This is a genomic window from Pseudanabaena sp. FACHB-1998 (assembly GCF_014696355.1).
In the GTDB taxonomy this organism is placed as follows: Bacteria; Cyanobacteriota; Cyanobacteriia; order Pseudanabaenales; family Pseudanabaenaceae; genus Pseudanabaena.
In genome coordinates this window covers 17,004-34,718 of record NZ_JACJQA010000026.1, presented here as the reverse complement: position 1 = coordinate 34,718, position 17,715 = coordinate 17,004, and the positions used below count along the sequence as shown (strand labels likewise).

At 40.3% G+C, this 17,715-nt stretch carries 17 protein-coding genes; 11 read left to right on the top strand and 6 right to left on the bottom strand.

Annotated elements, in window-relative coordinates; all coding sequences use genetic code 11:
• Positions 1–279: 279 nt before the first annotated feature.
• The 4 genes from H6F42_RS09630 (at position 280) to H6F42_RS09615 (ending at position 3,221) form a co-directional block, all read left to right on the top strand.
• Positions 280–1,122 (top strand): hypothetical protein, encoded by an 843-nt coding sequence (locus H6F42_RS09630; RefSeq protein WP_190399139.1) that lies wholly within the window; start codon positions 280–282, stop codon positions 1,120–1,122.
• Positions 1,123–1,206: 84 nt separating this feature from the next.
• A complete protein-coding gene (locus H6F42_RS09625) occupies positions 1,207–1,548 on the top strand; it encodes a XisI protein (protein WP_190399138.1) in 342 nt (113 codons plus the stop codon).
• A gap of 16 nt (positions 1,549–1,564) precedes the next feature.
• Positions 1,565–2,854, top strand: a complete 1,290-nt coding sequence (locus H6F42_RS09620; RefSeq protein ID WP_190399137.1) for a hypothetical protein — start codon at positions 1,565–1,567, stop codon at positions 2,852–2,854.
• Position 2,855: 1 nt separating this feature from the next.
• Positions 2,856–3,221, top strand: coding sequence for a hypothetical protein (locus H6F42_RS09615; protein WP_190399136.1), 366 nt, complete (start codon positions 2,856–2,858; stop codon positions 3,219–3,221).
• 9 nt (positions 3,222–3,230) lie between these two features.
• Here the strand turns inward: H6F42_RS09615 and H6F42_RS09610 are convergent, their stop codons facing one another.
• Both H6F42_RS09610 and H6F42_RS09605 read right to left on the bottom strand, forming a co-directional pair.
• Positions 3,231–3,632, bottom strand: a complete 402-nt coding sequence (locus H6F42_RS09610; protein ID WP_190399135.1) for a type II toxin-antitoxin system VapC family toxin — start codon at positions 3,630–3,632, stop codon at positions 3,231–3,233.
• Positions 3,632–3,865: a hypothetical protein gene (locus H6F42_RS09605; RefSeq protein ID WP_190399134.1), complete on the bottom strand. Its 234-nt coding sequence runs from the start codon at positions 3,863–3,865 to the stop codon at positions 3,632–3,634. The genes H6F42_RS09610 and H6F42_RS09605 overlap by 1 nt, the downstream gene beginning before the upstream one ends.
• Before the next feature lie 150 nt (positions 3,866–4,015).
• Here H6F42_RS09605 and H6F42_RS21630 point away from each other — a divergent pair, with 150 nt between their 5' ends.
• Positions 4,016–5,938: an AAA family ATPase gene (locus tag H6F42_RS21630; RefSeq protein WP_199288969.1), complete on the top strand. Its 1,923-nt coding sequence runs from the start codon at positions 4,016–4,018 to the stop codon at positions 5,936–5,938.
• A gap of 38 nt (positions 5,939–5,976) precedes the next feature.
• Here the strand turns inward: H6F42_RS21630 and H6F42_RS09595 are convergent, their stop codons facing one another.
• On the bottom strand, positions 5,977–6,777 hold the full coding sequence (locus H6F42_RS09595; protein WP_190399133.1) for an E3 ubiquitin ligase family protein: 801 nt from the start codon (positions 6,775–6,777) through the stop codon (positions 5,977–5,979).
• Positions 6,778–7,060: 283 nt separating this feature from the next.
• On the opposite strand from H6F42_RS09595, the gene H6F42_RS09590 reads away from it, so the two are divergent.
• Both H6F42_RS09590 and H6F42_RS09585 read left to right on the top strand, forming a co-directional pair.
• The gene (locus tag H6F42_RS09590; RefSeq protein ID WP_190399132.1) at positions 7,061–8,485 is read left to right on the top strand and encodes an aldehyde dehydrogenase; all 1,425 of its coding nucleotides are present in this window, start codon (positions 7,061–7,063) and stop codon (positions 8,483–8,485) included.
• Between the two features lie 99 nt (positions 8,486–8,584).
• Complete coding sequence (locus H6F42_RS09585; protein ID WP_190399131.1) at positions 8,585–9,079, top strand: DUF29 domain-containing protein; 495 nt, start codon at positions 8,585–8,587, stop codon at positions 9,077–9,079.
• Between the two features lie 64 nt (positions 9,080–9,143).
• Here the strand turns inward: H6F42_RS09585 and H6F42_RS09580 are convergent, their stop codons facing one another.
• A complete protein-coding gene (locus H6F42_RS09580) occupies positions 9,144–10,448 on the bottom strand; it encodes a hypothetical protein (protein WP_190399130.1) in 1,305 nt (434 codons plus the stop codon).
• Between the two features lie 630 nt (positions 10,449–11,078).
• Between H6F42_RS09580 and groES the strand changes: the two genes are divergently transcribed.
• Both groES and groL read left to right on the top strand, forming a co-directional pair.
• Positions 11,079–11,390 carry a co-chaperone GroES gene (gene groES / locus H6F42_RS09575; protein WP_190399129.1) on the top strand — a complete coding sequence of 104 codons (312 nt, stop codon included), beginning with the start codon at positions 11,079–11,081 and terminating at the stop codon, positions 11,388–11,390.
• 103 nt (positions 11,391–11,493) lie between these two features.
• Positions 11,494–13,152 (top strand): chaperonin GroEL, encoded by a 1,659-nt coding sequence (gene groL, locus H6F42_RS09570; protein WP_190399128.1) that lies wholly within the window; start codon positions 11,494–11,496, stop codon positions 13,150–13,152.
• 221 nt (positions 13,153–13,373) lie between these two features.
• Here groL and H6F42_RS09565 read toward each other — a convergent pair whose 3' ends face one another.
• Together H6F42_RS09565 and H6F42_RS09560 are read right to left on the bottom strand one after the other, a co-directional pair.
• On the bottom strand, positions 13,374–14,540 hold the full coding sequence (locus H6F42_RS09565) for a homocysteine biosynthesis protein (RefSeq protein ID WP_190399127.1): 1,167 nt from the start codon (positions 14,538–14,540) through the stop codon (positions 13,374–13,376).
• 137 nt (positions 14,541–14,677) lie between these two features.
• Positions 14,678–15,163: a YbjN domain-containing protein gene (locus H6F42_RS09560; protein ID WP_190399126.1), complete on the bottom strand. Its 486-nt coding sequence runs from the start codon at positions 15,161–15,163 to the stop codon at positions 14,678–14,680.
• 654 nt (positions 15,164–15,817) lie between these two features.
• Between H6F42_RS09560 and metK the strand changes: the two genes are divergently transcribed.
• Both metK and H6F42_RS09550 read left to right on the top strand, forming a co-directional pair.
• Positions 15,818–17,059, top strand: coding sequence for a methionine adenosyltransferase (gene metK, locus H6F42_RS09555; RefSeq protein ID WP_190399125.1), 1,242 nt, complete (start codon positions 15,818–15,820; stop codon positions 17,057–17,059).
• 72 nt (positions 17,060–17,131) lie between these two features.
• Entirely contained in the window at positions 17,132–17,686 is a 555-nt protein-coding gene (locus tag H6F42_RS09550) for an NUDIX hydrolase (protein WP_190399124.1), read from the top strand.
• Positions 17,687–17,715 lie beyond the last annotated feature (29 nt).

The following is a 17,715-nucleotide window of genomic DNA, read 5'->3' as shown; positions in this document are numbered from 1 at the left end:
GTTTGCCATTTAAACACTTATTTTTGTGATAAAATAATGTTTGACGGGTAGAAAAGTGAGCTAGTAGGGATCAGCCAAAGTCAAATTACTAAGTAAATATTTTACTTATACAAAATTAGCTTAGTACAGGACAAAAAATAAAAATGAAACGACGAAATCGGCTGAAACCCTTACCCAGTATTGATTACAGGCATTTTGACTGAAAACCTTGCTGGGAGAGCGTTTTAAGCTTTTTGTCCTGTACTAAGCAAAATTAGTTAAACAGTTATATATAGTTGAATGGAAAAAATTAGATTTATAGAAAGTAATATTGAATCTGGAGTTGCAGAAATAACACCAGAACTAGCAAGGGAGATTCTTGAAAAACATAATCGGGATAATCGCCCACTAAAAAAAGATCATATCAAAAGACTCACCAGCAGCCTCAAGAACAATGAATGGATGTTAAATGGTGAAGCGATTGCTTTTTCTAAATCTGGACGCTTGCTGGATGGACAACATCGATTGACAGCTTGTGTAAATAGTGGCAAAGCTTTTAAAACGCTTGTCATAAAAGGTATCGAAGAAGATGAGGCTTTTGGGACTATTGATATTGGGAAACCTAGAACTGTCACAGATTTGATGAATCTTCAAGGGCTTCCCAAAGCTCCCCTATTTTCAGCTATTGCTAAACAGCATAAGGCATGGATAGAAACAGAGCATGAGAATAAACATAAGTTCATTCTCACAAACAGACAGTACGCTGAGAGAAGTATCGCTTTACATGGCAAAAAATATGTAGATGTGATATTTCCAGCTTTTGAGGCGACTCAAAAGTTAGGTAGAAAAAGTGCTGCTATGGGATTTGCGGCTCTTTTGATTCTAAATACAGCTATGGACGATGGAGAAGAGTTTTTTGCAGAACTAGAAAGTATTTGGAAGGATGAGTGTAATCCTGATCCCCAAAGTCCCTCGTTTGTTCTATATGATTTTCTTATGAAAGAAGAGCATATTTTTAGACCTACGACAATGACTCTGCTGGCTGCATTAACTATTAAAGCTTTTAATGCCCATGTAAAAAAAGAACCTACCAAGAAGCTTTTCTGGAGTCCCACGGATGGTTTTCCATCTGTAGAAGCATAATTTTTAGATTGAAACAATTATTTGTCTTTCTTTTCGTCAACTAAATTTTTTGGTTTAGGACTTAAATAAGGAGAGCATTGCACAATGGATAAAGTAGCTATATATAGACAATATATTCAACAACTAATGCAAGCAAAAGCAGAGCGTTCTATGCGATCATCAAAGGAAGTTGAAGCTCAGACGATTTTTGATGTGGAACATGACCATTATCAACTAGTTTATGTGGGTTGGAAACGTAATGATATAAGAGATTACGGATGTTTATTACATCTGGATATTAAGGATGGAAAGATTTGGATTCAATATGATGGTACTGAAGGTGGTATTGCTTACGAGTTAGTGAAATTAGGTGTACCGAACCAAGATATAGTTTTAGGCTTTCAACCCGCTAGAGTTCGCTCTGCAACCGAGTTTGCTATAGGTTAAGAACGGGCAAGAAATTGTGGAACTATCCTTGTTTGAATATGAATTGAGCAATGGTTTTAATTGGACAGATCGAGAGCAAGAAGCGATCGCTAAGTTAGAAAAAATAATTGGCGATCGCTTATTTGACTTGACTATCCAAAATGGCAAACGGGAGCTAAAAGCACGGCAATATGTGGGTGTATTTCGATTAGGCGATCGCACTGTCGAAGTTTTGCCGAAAATGTATCGCAATAATACGGCAACACCAAAGCAAGAAGCGGTGCGAAATTTGCTGTATATGCTGGAATATACTCACCAGTTGAGTGTCAAGCAATATTCTCTGGCTTCTCTATGTCAACAGGATCTCGATTGGTTTGAGATTTTGACACGATTATACGCGATGAATCTTTTGGAAGAGTGGCAAAGAGGAGCTTTTCGGAACTATCAATCTGTGAGTGATACTTTACCAGTTCTCAAAGGGAAGTGGAACTTAACTGAACAGCTACGCCGCCCTGAACGTAAGCATTTATTTGCGGTGACGTTTGATGAATTTACGGTGGACAATCAACTAAATCGGGTTTTGCGCTATATGGTGGAGCGGCTGTATCAGTTGACGCGCAATTTCCATAATCGCCAAATGTTGCATGAGTTGCAGCAATGGATGGAAGAGGTAACTTTATTGCCAAGGGTGAATATTGAAGATTTACGATTAATTCCAATTACGCGCTTAAATCAACGCTTTGAGCCGCTTTTAAATCTGGCGCGGTTATTTCTAGAAAATGAGAGTTTGCAATTATCCAGTGGCAATTTCCAGACTTTTGCTTTTGCGTTGGATATGAATAAGCTGTTTGAGGAGTTCGTGATTAGTTTCATATCTCGCCATCGTCAAGAAATTTTGCCAAATCACTTACAGGATTGTGACTTGTTGCCACAGTCGTTGGGTGCTGTGCGTTATCTAGCAAAGAATAGTAATAATGATCAAGTCTTTCAACTCAAGCCAGATTTAGTGATGCGTCACAAGGACGGATTCCCTTTGATTATGGATACGAAGTATAAGAGATTGCAAGAAGGCGATCGCAAGTTGGGAGTTTCACAAGCGGATTTTTATCAAATGTATGCCTATGCTCAACGTTACAATTGCCCGAATGTGATGCTAATTTATCCACAGGTGGTGGGGATGTCAGAGCTTAGATCTAGGTTTGATATAGAAGGTGGGACGATTACGGCGGCGACTATTGATCTTTGTGGTGATTTGAGCAAGCAGGGAGAGCGTGATAAGCTAGTAGATAGATTGAGAGGGCTTTTTGCAGATAGTCAAGGAGTATGAAATGGCAATATCAACAGGCGATCGCCAAAGAGTTATGCAGTTAGTTGAGCAATTACCTGATGAGTCGCTTAGTGAGGTAATTGACTTATTAAATAATTTACTTAGGCAATCTCAAACCTTAATATCACCCAATTCTGAAGAGTTGTTATTGCAAGTTATAGATCGGCGACTTTTGCCAGATGACCAAGCACGGCTTGATTATTTGCGTGAACAAAATGAAAATGGTGATATTACGGAAGTGGAGCATCAAGAGTTATTGGATTTTGTTTCTCGTGTAGAAAATGAAGATGCTGAGAGGGCGGCGGCTATTTTGCAACTGGCGCAAATTCGTAAGGTCGAGGAAGATTCTCAGGCGAAATATTTATAAACATAGTCATCACCAAATTAATGGAATACCAACAAGAGGCATTCGGTGATCTCGGCTAATGAGAGGTAAACCAAGATGAGAAGCCGTAGCTGCTATAACTCTATCAGGTAAATCAGGAACTGCCTGTTTGGGGATTTTCGCTAAAGCATCAACCACTTCAGAAGTTAAATCAAATAGAACTAATCCAGTATCACCAACTGCTAGAACCTCATCTAATTGATTTTTGAAGTCGCTAGAAATGCGGGCTTTTTCTTGCAGATAAACAATCTCAACTAGACAAATTGTTGGAATGTAAATCACAATCTCGCCGCCATCGCACTGTTCAAAAACTTCGTTAGCCGCTTCACTCAGTTTTGGGTTGTCTTCTAAATACCAAATTAAGGCATGGGTATCAGTTACTGCATTGCTCATCAAATACTCTCGCGGGGAAAGTTTGTTGAAATTTCTTTTCTGACTTCAGCTATGTCGTTATCGCTGATGTTAGCGCCCCGCCACAAACCACGCAAAGATCTACGAGGCTTAGGTTTTATGTACAGTTCACGCTTAATTTCAGGGGTTACTTTTTCGATTAAGTTAATTTTATCTACAAGCGAAAGTTGCTTGGCTAGTTCTAAGACTTGCTCTAGGGTGACAACTTGAGGCATAAGTTTAGACTTTTTGTAAGCTTTGATTTGTATGCTTTGATTTTACCCTAGCAGGCTGAGTATGAGTTGTTAAGGTAAAAGGTAAGATTCTAAAAGGGCATGATAAGCTAGTAAAGCGTTTGAAGATAATTTTGTATGTAAAGAAAATGTATGAGCTTTAATCAAGATTGGCGGGTTGCACTTCAAGAATGGCTGAAAGAAAATCCTAAAACAATGCCTGATGAGTTATATCGTCTACATCAAAGTTTTTTGGAAAAGTTTCCTCTAGAAGAAATACCAAACTTAAAATATGAAGATTTTGTTTCCGATGATGGCTACTTATTTTGGCTAACTAACAAAACTGATTTACTAGCCCCACGAATCAGTATTTCAAATAAATATAATGAATATAAAACTCATATTAATCCGTGGTTTGAAAAGATTAAAGACGTAATTCTATCAGAATTTAGACGTAATCGTTATGATGATCTTGATGATGATCTTGATGATGCTAAATATACATATAATGAAAACCTTGTAGATTTAGCTTTTGAAAGAAATTTAGGATCAAGGAATAATCGCTTAGCAGTAAAACTGTTGTATCTGTACTCACCATCTACAATTTTACCTATAGTAAATTGGATAGATATTGCGAATCTATCAGAATATTTTGGATGTTCACCATATCGACCAAGAGGTATTTGTGCTGCAAATACTTACCTAGTTAGTTTTTTATATGAACAGATAGAATTCAAAGAGATTGACTCATACCAAATTACTGAATTCTTATACAAATGTATTCTTCCAACTGAGAATGAGATTATAAATATTGAAGGTGAATTTAAGTATGGGTCAATACTTCTTAATTACACAAGTAATGTAATTTTCTATGGATCACCAGGAACAGGAAAGACATATTTAGCTAATCAAACTACAAAAGATATTTTATCTGATCAATTAGTTTTCTCAAAAGAAGTCATAAAAAATTTGAGTACTCAGGAAATATTAATGTTGTCTGTTTATATGAACAATAATTCTATTTCATTACTAAATTTAAGTGAAAGCTGGTTTACAAAAAATTGTCCATCTCATTTTATAACAAGAAAATCAGTTGATAGATTGAATGTTGTTGATAAATACCTGACTTCATATTGCCAAGAATATTTTGATTTTAACGATAAAGCTAAAATACATCTTAATAGCTTAGGTAAACAATATGTAGGAGAGAATTTGTATGACACATACCTAAAACTATTGAACATCAAAAAAAATAATCTAGAAAAAGTAAATATTTTTCAATCAAAATACTTTAAGTTTGTGACTTTCCATCAATCATTTGCTTATGAAGAATTTGTAGAGGGAATTAAACCTATACCTGATGAAGCAGGAAAAGTTAGTTATGGAGTTGTCAATGGGGTATTCAAGAAAATTTGTATAGAGGCAAAAGAAGATCCTAATAATAAATATTTGATTATTATTGATGAAATCAACAGAGCAAATATTGCTAAAGTTTTTGGTGAATTAATTACACTGATTGAAGATGACAAAAGGATAGGAGCGCGTAACGAATTAAAAGTTACCTTGCCATACTCCCAAGAAGAATTTGGCGTACCGAAAAATCTCTACATATTAGGAACAATGAACACAAGCGATCGCTCGATCGCACTCCTAGACATTGCCCTCCGCCGCCGATTTACCTTTATTGAACTCAAACCCGACCCTGAATTGCTCACAGAGAAAGTTATCGATGGCATCAAACTGGATCGATTGCTCATCCAACTCAACAAACGTATTACCCTCCTCATCGGGCGCGATTACCAAATTGGGCATAGTTACTTCATGAATGTTGATACCATCGAAGATCTACGATTTACTTGGTATCACCGCATCATTCCCCTACTGCAAGAATACTTCTATCACAACAGCGAAATGCTGAGAGTAGCGATCGGTGAGCAATTTATGCCAAAGATTCAGGTAGATCCAACCTTACAAGCAGCACTTGGTAACTTTTACCCTTCTGAACCCCAGTATGAAATTGCAGAACTAGAAGAGGATGACTTTAGAAATGCGTTGTCGAAATTAACTAGTGAGTAAAGTAGAAATAAAAAAGGCGGCGCAATGCGCCGCCTTTTTTATTTCTTGAGAATTAAGCCTAAAATCAATAACACCGAACCACTAGCCAAACAGCCAACCATTCCATAAAAGAACCCTTGAACAGCATTGGCAGTAGACTTGGCGAGTTCTTCTTCACTCTTGAGAGAAATGATAAACTTTTTGTCCGATTGAATCGGTTTGCGAAGCGTTAATTGACCTCCCTCATCGGCGGCTGTACCGATTACCAAAACTTCGCGATCGCAGGGCAAAATTGACTCGGTATAGCGATAACCAATCGTGCGTCTACCATTACCAAAGTTAGATCCCGTGGATAAAGTAAAACCACCGAAGGATATAGATGTACTGCTAGAATTTTCTGAACGAAATTCATCCAGAATTTGCACTGTCTCAATATTGCCACCGTCAGGATTAACAATCATTTCTCCTGAACGATCCTGTAATGTAAATGGAATAGATTGACTATTGCTAGATATAGTTTCGGAACCTCGCCGAGTTTCGGTACGGCTTTTACCTTCACTATCGTGGGTGACATGTTGCTCCTCATATTCCCTCACAACTTTCATGGTGTAATGAACACAGGGAGATTGCTTCAATTCGGAGATGAGAGGATGATCAGTGCAGATTTTGCCCCGCACTTTCACATATTCCCGTAGATTGCCACTTCCAATCTCACCCGCGATCGCGCCAGCAATGTTTTGCAATTCCGCAATAGTAGAACCAGTTGCCGAGCGAATACTTTGTAACTTGGTGCTGTAGTTTTTCTGCACGAAAAACAGAACAATACCGATGATGATTAAGATGCCGCCAATAATTGCCATAGTTTTCTGTACTATTCATAGGCTGTTGAATAAGTAGCTCAGAGTAAATTTAAAACCTAGAATCTTATGTTGCCCCCAGAGCGTGCGACACAAGCACTGAACTACTTATAGGTTATATAAGTTAAAAATTAACATACAGCAATTACCAATCAAACGAACTACAAGAAAATTTTTAAAAGTGTTACATCGCAGCACTTTCAAAAATTTTCTTGGTTTAGGCGCGATCGCAAAGTGATGTAGGTTAACCTTTAGGTAGAAGCAATTTTACGGAAATTACAAAACTATGGTCGCAATCCCAACAAGTAATCCCACGAGCAATCCAACGGACATTAATGTTCAAGAGGCGATCGCCAAACAACGCGCTTTTTTTGCCACTGGTAAAACCAAAAGCTATGATTTTCGGGTTGCTCAACTTCAGAAGCTTTTAGATATAATTCAAAAGAATGATCAGCTAATTCTGGATGCCCTTCATGCCGATCTGCGAAAACCTGCGATCGAAGCCTATGGAAGCGAAGTTTTAGGCACTCTTTCGGAAATTAAATATGCCATCAAACATCTAAAGTCTTGGATGAAGCCTCTCAAGGTCGGCACACCGATCAATCTCTTCCCTAGTTCCAGTTACATCTATACAGAACCTTTGGGCGTAGTCCTCATCATTGCCCCTTGGAACTATCCCTTTGTTCTCACGATTCAGCCTTTAATTGGCGCGATCGCCGCAGGTAATTGCGCTATCCTCAAGCCATCGGAGAATACACCAAATACCTCAAAGGCGATCGCTAAAATCATTAACGAAAACTTCGATCCCAATTTTGTACTTGCCATCGAAGGCGGCATCGAAACTAATCAAGCCTTACTTACCGAAAAATTTGACCATATCTTTTTTACAGGTGGCACAGCGATCGGCAAAATCGTAATGGAAGCTGCCGCCAAGCATCTCACACCAGTTACCTTAGAACTGGGGGGCAAAAGCCCTTGTATCATTGATTCCGATTGTGATTTGGATATCGCAGCCAAGCGAATTATCTGGGGGAAATTCTATAATGCAGGACAAACCTGTGTTGCGCCCGATTATCTATTAATTCAAAAAAAGATTAAGCCAATTTTGATTGAGAAGTTAGTTGCTTATGTCAAAACTTTCTTTGGTGATCATCCTCAACAAACTCCAGATTTTGGGCGGATCGTCAACGATCGCCAATTTGATCGCCTCTTTAATCTAATCGATCAAAGTAAAAGTGAAAGCAAAATTCTCATTGGTGGACAAAGTGATAAAGGCGATCGCTTTATCGCGCCTACACTCATTGACGAAGTTTCACCTAATTCCAAAATCATGGCTGAAGAAATCTTTGGACCGATTTTGCCAATTTTAGAATATGACCAATTTTCCGAGGCGATCGCCTTTGTCAATGCTCAACCGAAGCCGCTTGCGCTCTATCTATTTTCCAACAACAAGCAAAATCAAGAGCGTATTCTCCAAGAAGTTTCCTTTGGTGGTGGCTGTTTCAACGATGCGATCATGCATCTCGCTAATCCTGAACTTCCCTTTGGCGGCGTTGGTGATAGTGGTATGGGTGGCTATCACGGCAAGGCAAGTTTTGATACCTTTTCCCATCGCAAGAGCGTTCTCAAAAATTCCTTCCGCTTTGACCTAAAGTGGCGCTATCCTCCCTACACAATGTCTCTAGACAGCTTGAAAAAATTTATCAAATAAAAAAGAGAAGCGGTGCAAAGCGCCGCTTCTCTTTTTTATTTGGATATTTTGCTAGCGCTATAATTGAACTACTAAGAGCATAGATAAGGGTGAATAGATATGGCGATCGCCTCTGACACAACTCAAGCAGAAAATCAAGCTCAACCTCAACAAGCAATATCCCATCACGATCTCTATGAACAAGATTTTTGTCTATGGATCGAGAAAGCTTTAGAACTACTGCGTGAGGGCAATCTTAAGGATTTAGATTTAGAGAATTTGCTTGAAGAAATTGAAGACATGAGTAATAGCCAAAAACAAGCGTTAGAAAGTAATCTCAAAATTTTGCTCATGCACTTACTCAAATATCAATACCAACCCGACAAAAGATCTAATAGTTGGCGCTTCACCATAGTCGAACACCGTCAAAGAATCCACAAGGCTTTTAAAAATAGCCCTAGCCTCAAAAGATATTTCCTAGAAGAGTTCGCTGATGTCTATCTAGAGGCAAGAAAACTCGCTTCAGTGGAGACAGGTATCGCCGTAGATGCTTTTCCTGTTACATCTCCTTTCGCAGCATCTCAAGTTTTAGATGAAGATTATTTGCCTGAATAGTAGCAATAACTTAAAAGAGAGAGGCGGCGCAGTGCGCCGCCTCTCTCTTTTAAGTTATTGCTACTTAGCTAATTGCTTGAGAAAAAATCCGATATTCCTGCATATCAAATTGAGAAATTAGAGAATCCGTATCATCAGTATTTTTGTCATCACTTACATAAGGATTCATTCTCACAATGTTATAGCGAGTTTCACCAGCATAAAGCGCTAGCGCAATATTCAACATATCAATAAAGGCGATGACCGACTTACATTTCGACTCACTATATCGACTGTAATATTTAATAATCGAAGCAATTTTCAACTCTAGATATGGGCGAATCGCATCATTAATCAACAAAATCTTGAGCAATAAGACCACAAGATTTAGGGGATTTGTATGATGCAATAAAATATTAAATAACTCTGTGGGATGTCCGCGATCGCTAATTGTAATATCGTGGATTAAATGCTTAGAAGTCCTTAAAATCAAAGCAGAATTAGGACAAAAATCATGACGTTCGGCTTTTAGTTGCCACAAACTATCATAAATTTTGTTTTGTACCGTTTCCGATATTTCCGCATCAGCAATCGAAAAGTCAAGATACTTTAAAAGATGGATTTTATAGTCAGAATATAAAACTTGACTGCTCTTTTTAACAAACTGACTAGACAAATCTTGGCAATTTAACACACTCTTCTTAGTTAACAACAATGTAACTAAATTAATAACATTATCACTCAAACTAGTGGGGTTATTAATAGTCCCATGTTGTCTATCTACCCCTCCAATTCTGGCAGTATACATCGCCAAGTCAAACTTGAATTTCTCCTTCATCTTATAGGCTAATAAGTTAGCAGCCTGTCTTTGCTCCAACGAACTAGTCGGATTAGTGTAGTGATATGCCAATAGGTAAGAAGCAAAGCGATCGCTCCAATTACGCTCCTCTCTGTTATCACCATCAAGATATAAAGTAAATAGTTTTAAATATTGAAAATCTTCGCTATCAATAAATAGCTGCAACCAAATCCTTAGAGTTTTTAGTTTGCTAGAATTAGTCTTTTTGGAAATCGAGGGATGATGAAATAGATCAATGAGGTATTGAATATAAATACGATTACTACTGACTGACCAGTTGTTAATGAGAATGTAACAGCATCTTCTTAAAGTATAGAAAAACTCTTTCTCGTTATAAGCTGTTAAAATCTGGTCGAGAGCTTGTAATATTTCAGGATTTCGGCGATCGCCAAAGTTGATGAATAAGTGTTTAAATTCTGCTAACACTACTTCTGGGGATTTCTGTCGCACGATATCCAAAAAGAATTCATAGATTCTTTTTTGAGCCTGTTCAATGCCTTGAGAGTAAATCCGATCTGCTGTCCAGAACATAAAAAATTACTCCTTTAGTAATATCTAGCGACGAGTTAAATGATAAGCAGAATTGCATATAAAAAGTTTAGAGAAAAAGAATATTATTTTGTTTTTAACAATCAACTATTTATAATTAATTGTTTATATAGTCTTATTTTTATAACTCTAATTAATTTAAAGTGATTTTTAGCTAAACCTTTAATAATAATTTTCCTGTCTATCATTATTCATTCTTTTTGTTTTTTGAAAAGATAGATAACCACCAAAATTGTTATTCAAAAGATATATAGAAGTTATACAAATGTTATTTATTGGTTGTCCCGACAATCCAGCCCTTTGCGCTTTCTTAAAACCCCGATAAATTTTGAGAACGCTGTCTTTGTCAGCTTTCTCAAAATTTATCTGTACTCCACAAAGCATTCGCAAGCGGTAATTTGAGAGAGCCTCCCCCTTTGAGCGCACTTTCCCAAATTATTCAGGATTACAAACAAGAATGTACGGTAAGCCGATCTACTGCCCTAGTCATTTCGCAGTATATTAGCACTCAGTGAGATAGAGTGCTAAAGCACGCAACTAGTGACCCAAATTACAACCTTGGATTACTGCTGCAACGTCCACTCTGATTAGATTCTAAGGAGGTATAGCACAGTGGCATCATTAACTTTAAATGCAGGTACATTACAACCCCTAGGCGATCGCCTATTGGTTAAAGTAGCAACTAAAGAAGAAAAAACAGTAGGCGGTATTTTCTTGCCAGACACAGCCCAAGAAAAGCCTCAAGTTGGCGAAGTAACTGCTGTAGGGCCAGGCTCTCGCAACGATAAAGGCAGCCGTGTTGCTCTTGAAGTAAAAGCAGGCGACAAAGTTTTGTACTCCAAATATGCAGGCACTGAAGTCAAAATTGACAGCGTAGATTATTTGCTACTTGCCGAAAGAGATATTTTAGCGATCGTTGAATAGAGGCTAATAGCTGTTAGCTATTAACTTTGAAAAGCTCTCATAGAGAAAACATTAAAAGAGCCAAAAGCTCAATTACAAATTACCAACTTACTAATTAATTAAAATGTCTAAAATCGTAGTATTTGATGAAGAATCTCGCCGCGCCCTTGAGCGTGGTGTTAATGCTCTCGCTGATGCAGTCCGTGTGACCCTCGGACCCAAAGGACGCAACGTAGTTCTCGAAAAGAAATATGGCGCTCCTCAAATCATTAATGATGGTGTGAGTATTGCTAAGGAAATTGAATTAGAAGATCCTCTAGAAAATGCTGGCGCACAACTAATCCGCGAAGTTGCATCTAAAACCAATGATGTTGCAGGGGATGGAACCACCAGCGCAACCGTCTTGGCTCAAGAAATGATCCGCGAAGGTTTGAAGAATGTTGCCGCAGGTGCAAACCCAGTGGGCGTTCGTCGCGGTATCGAAAAAGCCGTTGCTCACCTCGTTGAAGTGATTGCTCAAAAGGCAAAGGCAGTTGACTCCAATGCCGAAATCGCTCAAATCGCCACTATTTCCGCAGGTAATGATCCTGAAGTTGGCGAAATGATCGCCCATGCAATGGACAAGGTCGGTAAAGATGGCGTAATCACCGTTGAAGAATCTAAGTCTTTAACAACCGAATTGGAAGTTGTCGAAGGTATGCAAATCGATCGCGGTTACATTTCTCCTTACTTTGTTACCGACAATGAGCGTCAGCTCGTCGAATTCGAGAATGCTAAGCTCTTGATTACCGACAAGAAGATTAATGTTATCCAAGACCTCGTTCCTATTTTGGAAAAGGCAGCTCGCTCTGGTTCTCCTTTAGTAATTATTGCTGAAGATGTTGAAGGTGAAGCCCTTGCAACTCTAGTAGTTAACAAGCTCAGAGGTTCTCTGAATATCGCTGCGATTAAGGCTCCGGGATTTGGCGATCGCCGTAAAGCGATGTTGCAAGACATTGCCGTTCTCACCGACGGACAAGTCATCTCTGAAGACACTGGCTTAGAAATTAGCGCGGCAACCCTAGAAATGCTAGGTACTGCTCGGAAGATCACCATTTCTAAGGACAAGACCACCATTGTTGCTGAGGCTGCAAGCAAGGTGAATGTTGACAAGCGTGTGGCTCAAATCCGCAAGGAATTGGATCTTAGCGATTCTGACTACGACAAAGAAAAGCTCCAAGAGCGGATTGCTAAGCTCTCTGGTGGTGTTGCTGTAATCAAAGTTGGTGCAGCTACTGAAACTGAACTCAAGGATCGCAAGCTTCGCATTGAAGATGCTCTTAACTCCACCCGCGCCGCAGTCGAAGAAGGCATCGTCCCCGGTGGTGGTGCAACTCTCGCTCACCTATCGGTAGAAGTGCAAGCCTTCAAAGCAACCTTGCAAAATGAAGAAGCGATCGGCGCTGAAATCGTGGCTCGTTCTCTGTCCGCACCTCTTCGCCAAATCAGCGATAACGCTGGTTTAGAAGGTACAGTCGTGGTTGAGAAGGTAAAGCTACTTCCTTTCAACCAAGGCTTTGACGCTCTTAAGGGTGAGTATGTAGACTTGATCGCTACTGGCATCATCGACCCTGCGAAGGTGGTTCGCTCTGCATTGCAAAATGCTGCTTCTGTAGCTGGTATGGTCTTGACCACCGAAGCTCTTGTTGTCGAAAGACCTGAGAAGAAATCTGATGCTGGTGCTGCTGGTATGGGCGGCATGGGCGGTATGGGTGGCATGGGCGGTATGGGCGGCATGATGTAATCATCGTCCTCATCCCCAAAAAGCAAAATGGCTATGCCATATTGCTTTTAAAACCCAAAGATGGAGTTGCGGCGCGAAGCGCCGCAACTCCATCTTTGGGTTTGTAATGGCTAACTCTTGCCCCCAAAAAAGAAGAGAATCGCTTAGCGATTCTCTTCTTTTTTGAGGATTTAAAAATTTCCAAAGGTCTGCAAAGCAAACCTTTGGAAATTTCTTGAGGATTAAAAGCCTCGTACATCTTGCGGTAAGAAGGTGCGATCGCTTGGCAACATCGCCACAGGCTCCGTAAGCGTAAATTCTCCTTTAACAATCCAATCCTTAAGAGTTTTAGCCGCCTCTTCGGATAAATGCATACTCGCCAGTGGAGCCGTGCGAACCGTTGTACCAGCGATCGCTATTTTGCCAGACTTTAATTGAGCGTAGGATACGGAACCGAAAATTGGGCGGACACGGCGAGGAATCGAAAAGTCAATTACAGGCGCGACCAATTCCTGATCCATTACCGAGGCTCTCGCTACCACCTCTTCATTAATTACAGGTAATGGCACAGCAACGCCCATCATCAGAGACGCACCATAATTCCGAAAATAGCAACCCCTCACCCATTCGGGAGTCATCTGCTTCGCATCACCGATCAAGGCGAGCGTAGCTGCGGGACCAATAGGAGTTCGATTGTCTAAACGCTTTTGCAAGGGGAAGTGCTGAGTTCCTTCCCAAGCCACATAACCAACACCACCTCCCATAAAAATCCTTGTGCCAATGCCAATCAATTGCAAATCAGGATCATTCCATAGGGGAGAAATAGCCCCCGGATTGGAATATACAGCATTGCCTAAGCGAGGTTGGAGTGGGCCCAAATAGGTATATAAAGTTTCTTCGCCGCCGTTTACGCCGACAATAAAGTTTTGATAGAGATTACGAGGATTAAAGAGATAGAACTGATTAATTGAATCTTTAGTAATTGTGGTTTCAAAGTTGGCGCGAGGATAACAATCATTAGGATGCCCGATCGCCTTAAAGCTCACCGTTTTACCAGCAATTAAATCCGCAATTACATGCCCACCACCCCGATTTAGGGGCATTTCATCACTAGGATCGGCTTCTTGGGTTGCGCCCAAATAAATATCAACTGCGCCAAATCCTGCATAGGCCGGTACACCGTCAATCCAGCAAGTCCGAATTTTAATCGGCGGATCGGTATGCCCCAAATTAATCACCGCTCCCGATGATTCCATTGGCTCGAATGTGCCTGTCACGATCACATCTACTTGCTTTGTCGCTTGGGTGACCCCGATCTTGGCTACAAGGGCTTTGAGTTCGGTAGCAGTTAAGACCTTAGCCTTGCCTGCTTGAATTTTGGCATTAATATCGGCGATCGTTTGGGACATAAAACTGGGCTAGATGGCGATTAGGGCTTGACCAGATTTTTTGGAGTGTGGCTTCGCTACGCTTTAAAAAATCTGGTTCTTTATTTTACTGTGTGTCTTTTAAGTCAAATATAGGGATTTTTAAAAATTCAGAATTTTTAGGAAGTCGGCAATGACCAACCATTGTTAGACAAAGTGCCAGCATGAATCCGATCTAAGGCTCTTTTACCACCCCAGCGATCGACAATTTTATCGTCATATTCATCAGCAATTTCCATCACGGCTTTGACTGATGCAGCTAATTCTTTGAGGTCGCAAGTTGAACCCACTATCGAATGTTCAAAAAGAATTTCATTATCTGGAGATATGCCAAAAGCGCCAAAAATCATCTTGGCATTTTCTTCTAACAAATACCGCATGAGTTCAGGTTTTAATTCGGCTCCTACTACCACATAGGATCTTGTATTGATGATTGCATCATTTTCGTCCCAAGGAAAAATTAGCACTTCTACTAAAGCCGATCCTACAAATATTCCTAATCCTGGAATATCTTGGCGAGCGCAGGGACATTTGTCAAATATCTCTTGCATCCACGTTAATACTTTTTCATAACAGGATTCTTGAGCAGTAGTTTGAAATTTCAAGCTATTTTCCTCCATTGGTTGAGAAAATTTTTGTGATTTTGGCAATCAAGTAGTTATAGTTATCGCCACTTAAGTCAGGACATAAAACCCAACAGATAGTTGCGCCGCAAAACGCCGCAATTATCTGTTGGGTTTTGATTTTGTCCTAACATTACTGGCTAGCTATAGTTGGGTTAATCAGACTATACCCATAGGCAGTTACATTTTCCAAGCCATATTTTAATTTTGGCATTTTGGCGATCGCGGCGATCGCTAAGTATATGGGCATAATATAAAAAACCAAAACCTGTGGCGCACGCTGCGCGTGCGCCACAGGTTTTGGTTTTTTATATTTAATTTCGCCTAGCTACTTACTTGAAAGCTGATTCTCACACTTTGCCTGAATATCAGCTTCTTTAGGCTTATAGCAAAGCAAGAGTTAGCCAGTACAAACCAAAACCCAAAAAGCGAGTTGCGGCGCGAAGCGCCGCAACTCGCTTTTTGGGTTTTATGTCCTAAGCAAAACTTACACTGCTATATATTGCGGTCAATTGGCGGCAATTAAAGGCTCATCAAGAAATAACGCCTTGTACTATGATGGATAAATCTTAAGAGATATATTTAAGAGATATCAAAAATTTGCCTTTAACTTCTTGCGTTTAGGAGGAAACATAGTTGGCTAGTCGCTTCTTATTTACATCTGAGTCGGTGACTGAAGGACATCCTGATAAAATTTGCGATCAGATTTCCGACACGATTCTCGATACCCTACTGGCTCAAGATCCGCGATCGCGTGTCGCTGCTGAAGTTGTGGTCAACACAGGGCTGGTCTTGATCACTGGGGAAATCACCACAAAAGCGCATGTCAATTACGTCGATATTGCTCGTAAAAAAATTGCTGAAATTGGTTATACCAACGCAGATAACGGCTTTTCAGCAAATAGCTGTGCGGTAATGGTAGCCCTTGATGAGCAGTCCCCTGACATTGCTCAAGGCGTTAACGTTGCCCTCGAAGCCCGCACAGGTGAAGAAGAAGATGCTGCCCTTGAGGCAGTTGGTGCTGGCGACCAAGGGATCATGTTTGGGTTTGCCTGTGACGAAACTCCTGAATTTATGCCGATGCCGATCGCTTTGGCACACCGTTTAGCTCGTCAGTTATCCGTAGTTCGTAAAAATGGCACTTTGCCCTATTTACGTCCTGATGGCAAAACACAGGTAACTGTAGTTTATGAAAACAATAAGCCCGTAGCGATCGATACGATTCTCCTTTCGACGCAGCATGATGCGGCGATCGATGGGGTGAGCGAAGAAGCAAAAGTCCAAGAAAGAATCAAGGCTGATCTTTGGACTCATGTGGTTTTGCCTAGCTTTGCCGATACTTCAGTTAAGCCTAGCGATGAAACTCGTTATCTGGTTAACCCCACAGGCAAGTTTGTGATCGGGGGACCTCAAGGGGATTCGGGGCTGACTGGACGCAAAATTATTGTTGACACCTATGGCGGCTATGCCCGACATGGTGGTGGTGCTTTCTCTGGCAAAGATCCCACAAAGGTCGATCGCAGTGCGGCTTATGCGGCTCGTTATGCGGCAAAAAATATTGTGGCGGCGGGTCTGGCTAGCAAGTGCGAGTTACAAATTAGCTATGCGATCGGAGTAGCGCGTCCTACCAGTTTGCACATTGATACTTTTGGAACAGGCAAGGTGGATGATGACACCCTGTTGCGTCTAGTTAAGGATAATTTTGATTTACGCCCTGCGGCGATTATCAAGAATTTTGACTTACAGAATTTGCCCAGCACTAGAGGTGGGCGCTTCTATCAAAATGTTGCCGCCTATGGTCATTTAGGACGTAATGATCTAGATCTTCCTTGGGAACGTCTAGATAAGGTCGAGATTCTCAAAAAGAGCCTCTCATAAATAAAAAAGACTCGCTATGCGAGTCTTTTTTATTTAAAAAATCAAAGAATTAAATAATTAGCCTTTTTATTTATGCCAGATCTCACACCCTCTCAAGTCTTGCAAAATCGCCTTAGTTATCAAGGTCGTAAATTTTCTTTTCATGTCGATCGCCTTACATTGCCCAATGGAGTTACAGGCGAATATTCCTATATCAAGCATCCGGGGGCGGGGCTAGCGGTTCCTGTGACTGCGGATGGCAAATTTGTCTTAGTTAAGCAATATCGATTTGCCATACAGCGCTATTTATTGGAATTTCCTGCGGGAACTCTCGAAGAGGGGGAAGATCACGATCTGACAATTAAACGGGAAATTGAAGAAGAGACAGGTTATAGCGCTAGCAAGTGGCAGTATTTGGGCGGCTTTTATATTTGTCCCGGATATTCCGACGAGATTATTCATGCTTATCTCGCGCAAGATCTTACAAAATTAGAACATCCTCCTGCACAGGATGAAGACGAAGAAATAGAAGTAGTTATGCTCAGCCGCCAAGAGATTGAGGATTTATTGCGATCGCAAAGTGCGGATACTAGTCTCGATGCTAAATCCATCACTGCTTTTCACTTAGCTTTACAAGCTTTAGGCTAAGGGCATTATCTGCAAAACCAAGAAAGAGT